The following is a 3762-nucleotide window of genomic DNA, read 5'->3' as shown; positions in this document are numbered from 1 at the left end:
CGACGCCCACGACCCAGTCGAGCGCTTCGTAGATCCAGCCGGGCACGTCCCACGGGCAGAAGTCGAGCGGGTGCGGGATCGGGCTGGGCAGCATGCTCACGCGCGGATCCTCCGGTGGTCAGCGCCAGGGCCGACGCGGGTTGTGGCCCTGCTGGGGGATCTTTCCGAGGTCACGGGCGTTGCTCAGGTCCGTCTCCACGGTGGCCGCGACCGAGCGGACGACGTCCGACCCGAGGACCTCCAGCGACCGGCCGAGTTGTTCCCACGCCCGCAGCAGCGTCTCGGCGTAGCCCTGGTAGTGCTTGTCGAAGGCGACGCCGATGTCGTCCCGGCCCCAGGGTCGCTGGTCGCTCGCGGCCGCGATCGGGTCGCCTGTCTCCCGCCGGGCCGCGCTCATCGCCTTACCGGACAGGGTCAGGTCGGCGCCGCCGCGCCGGGCCCGGTCCGGGTCCAGCCAGATCTCTCCCCCGGCCACCTGTCACTCGCCGCGTGCCAGCACGGCGTCGGCCCGGCCGAGCAGCGCGCCGAAGTCATTGGTACGCAGGAACTCGACCGACGGTGAACCCGGGGGCAGATAGCCGGAGACCAGCTCACGGGTGGCGGTGACCGCGGCCGTGGAGGCGCGCAGCACGGTCTCGGTGATCTTCCGGCTCAGCCCTCCGGCATCCCGGTCCCGGAAGACGGCAGGGCTCACCTCGACGCTGATCAGCTCGCCTCGCGCGCCGACCACAGCGGTCACCTGACCGTCGTCGGAGCGTTCGGTGACCCGCAGCTCGGCCAGTTTGACCTGAAGTTCGTCCAGACCGGACCGCAACCGCTGGTACTGGCCGTACACCTCGTCGAATCGCGCGCGTAGTGCACGGTTCGCATCCCGGTCCGCACTCTCGGCCACCGCCGCACCCCTTCCGTCACCGTGGGTAGGCCCGACCATACCGGGTGCCACGAAATCCGTGGGGTCCGGTAATTTCAAGTGGTGATCGAGCGACAGCAGGCCGAGCAGATCGCCTCGGTATGGGCCCGGCGGGACTCCGACCGCCTCGGTTTTCCCTGCACGCCGGTGGTCGAGGAGTTCGACCTGGGCTACGTGGTGTTGTCCACTGTGTCCGCCGATGCCCGGGCGCTGCCCGGCGACCTGCCGACCACAGTCATCGACAAGGAGACCGGCGAGGTCTCCACCTGGCCGCGGATTCCGGCGCCGGCGGTCGAGGCGTTGTACCGGCAGCAGCGGCCCGATGAACCCCGTGCGCCGCGCGCCGTCGACCCGGCCGCCCAACTGCTGCGCGAGTTGACCCGGCTGCCCACGCCGGGCGCGGCGGCGCACCTCACGCTCGACGGCCGCCGGCACGTCGCGCAGGGTGCCAAAGGAGATGTCGAGGTCCGGCACCATCCGCTGGTGCAGTCCTACCTGGACGACCTGACCCCGGGCCATCTGGTGCGGGGCGGCGAGCGGCACGCCGAGATGATCGTGGTCTCCGACGCGCTGTACGAGCACGACCACCGCCGGGCCGCCGAGGGTCTGCCGCCACTGACCATCGAGGACGCCCGCGACCTGCTCGGCACCAGCCGGATCGAGGTCTACCGCAGCCGCGAGCCGGGTGATCCGCTTGGCGGCCTCGCCGACCTTCCCTGCGACTCGTGCGTCAAGTTCCTGGTGCGCTTCGGGGTACTGCCGTGGCCTGACCTCGCCTTTGTCGAGGAATGGCGCCCGGAACCACGCGAGGTCATTCAACCCGGGAGGTTTCCCGACGAGGTGGCCCACGCGCTCATGGACGGCGGCTGGCAGATCAGCATGTTCAACGAGGCGCTCGCGATGGGCGCGATGACGGAGACGAGAGAGATCGCGGGGCAGCATCACCGGCATGAGCCCTTCCCTGCCGCCGAGGCGGCGCTCACCGCGTTCCCGGCCGTCCTGAGCCGGCGACGCGGCCCCGGGGAGCAGGTCTGGATCAGCCGGTTCACCACGAATCCGCTCCGGGCCGCGCACAGCGCCGACTCTCTCGCCGACTTCGGCGCGGTCATCGGCGCGCGCCTCTTCCCGCTCGGCAGCGAACGTCAGGAGAGCATCCTCGCCGTCGACGAGCACGGCCGGATCTTCGCCCTCGACCAGGCCGGCGAGTGGTTCCTCGGCGCCGACATCGACGCCGCCCTCACCACCCTGCTGCTCGGCCGCGCCCCCGCCCGGGTCCGCGACGACGGCACCTGGTGAGCGGCGGGCGGGCGATCAGAGGGCCACGCCGGTCAGCACCGTGACCCGTGGCTCGGTGTAGTCGTCCATGGCGCTGCGCAGCCCTTCGCGCCCGACGCCGGAGCCCTTCATCCCGCCGTACGGCATCTGGTCGGCCCGGTACGACGGCACGTCCCCGACGATCACACCGCCCACTTCGAGCGTGCGGGCGGCGTCGAACGCCACGTCGAGCCGGTGGGTGAAGACGCCGGCCTGCAGGCCGTACGCGGAGTCGTTGACGGCGGCGAACGCGGCCCGGTCGTCCGCGACCGGGGCGACCACCAGCACCGGTCCGAACACCTCCTCGGCGCACACCTTCGCGTCGGCGGGTACGCCGCTGAGCACTGTGGGCGGGTAGGTCGCGCCGTCGCGCCGCCCGCCGGTCTCGACAACGGCGCCGGCGGTGACCGCCTCGTCCACCCAGGTCTCGACGCGCTGCGCCGCCTCGACCGACACCAGCGGGCCGACGTCGGTCAGCTCGGCGCGCGGGTCGCCGGTTCGCAGCGCCTGTACCGCCGCGACGAGCCGGGGCAGGAAGCCGTCGTATAGCCGTTCGTGCACGTAGACGCGCTGCACCGCGATGCAGGACTGCCCGGCCTGGTAGTTGGAGAACGTGGCGATGCGCTGTGCGGCGAACGTCAGGTCGTCGTCCGCCGACCAGTCCGCGCAGATGACCGCTGCGGCGTTGCCACCGAGTTCCAGCGTGACGTGCTTGTCCGGGGCGGCCCGGCGGATGGCCGCGCCGACCGGCCCGGAGCCGGTGAACGACACGACCGGCAGGCGCGGGTCGGCGACCAGTTCGGCGGCGCGCTCGTTCGGTAGCGGCAGCACCGAGAACATGCCCTCGGGCAGGTCGGTCTCGGCCAGGATCTCGCCGAGCAGCAGCGCGGTGAGCGGGGTGGCCGGGGCCGGCTTGACCACGATCGGCGTACCGACGGCGAGCGCCGGGGCGACCTTGTGGGCGACCAGGTTGAGCGGGAAGTTGAACGGCGTGATGCCGAGGACCGGGCCGCGCGGAACCCGCCGGACCAGGGCGATCCGGCCGGTGGCGGCCGGGTCGGTGTCGAGTCGTTGCAGGTCGCCGGAGAAGCGGCGGGCCTCCTCGGCGGCCCAGCGGAACGTGGAGACCGCGCGCCCCACCTCGGCCTTGGCCCATTTGACCGGCTTGCCGTTCTCGGCGGTGATCAGCGCGGCGACCTCGTCGGCCCGCTCGGCGAGCCGGCGGGAGACGTGGTCCAGGGCCGCCGCGCGGGCGTGCGCGGGCAGGGCCGCGGCCTCCACCGCTACCCGGGCGGCCCCCGCGACTGCGGCTTCGACCTGGTCGGCCGTGGCGAGCGTGGTACGCCCCACCGGCTGCCCGTCGTACGGGTGGGTGACTGTCAGCTCGTCCTCGCCGTGGGCGGGGCGACCGGCGACGTAGAAGGCTCTCGGCTCCACGACCGGCAGCCTAGACCACAGGCGCTCACGCGGAAACAGTTGCCCAAACCCTTGTCTGCCTCGGATTTAGTAGCCAAGATGGCAGTCAGATTGCGATAACC

At 72.2% G+C, this 3762-nt stretch carries 4 protein-coding genes; 1 reads left to right on the top strand and 3 read right to left on the bottom strand.

Annotated features, from left to right (window positions below; genetic code table 11):
- Positions 1-118: 118 nt before the first annotated feature.
- Together KBX39_RS25905 and KBX39_RS25900 are read right to left on the bottom strand one after the other, a co-directional pair.
- The gene (locus KBX39_RS25905) at positions 119-475 is read right to left on the bottom strand and encodes a hypothetical protein (RefSeq protein WP_210872951.1); all 357 of its coding nucleotides are present in this window, start codon (positions 473-475) and stop codon (positions 119-121) included.
- Between the two features lie 3 nt (positions 476-478).
- Positions 479-892, bottom strand: a complete 414-nt coding sequence (locus tag KBX39_RS25900) for a YbaB/EbfC family nucleoid-associated protein (RefSeq protein WP_043326418.1) — start codon at positions 890-892, stop codon at positions 479-481.
- 81 nt (positions 893-973) lie between these two features.
- On the opposite strand from KBX39_RS25900, the gene KBX39_RS25895 reads away from it, so the two are divergent.
- The gene (locus tag KBX39_RS25895) at positions 974-2206 is read left to right on the top strand and encodes an SUKH-3 domain-containing protein (RefSeq protein WP_309228054.1); all 1233 of its coding nucleotides are present in this window, start codon (positions 974-976) and stop codon (positions 2204-2206) included.
- Between the two features lie 15 nt (positions 2207-2221).
- Here the strand turns inward: KBX39_RS25895 and KBX39_RS25890 are convergent, their stop codons facing one another.
- A complete protein-coding gene (locus KBX39_RS25890) occupies positions 2222-3661 on the bottom strand; it encodes an aldehyde dehydrogenase family protein (protein ID WP_210872949.1) in 1440 nt (479 codons plus the stop codon).
- Positions 3662-3762: the final 101 nt, after the last annotated feature.

The organism is Micromonospora sp. D75 (assembly GCF_018070405.1).
Classification (GTDB): Bacteria; Actinomycetota; Actinomycetes; order Mycobacteriales; family Micromonosporaceae; genus Micromonospora; species Micromonospora chalcea.
Note: the sequence above shows the minus strand (reverse complement) of the source record. Positions and strands in the feature narration are given on the sequence as shown.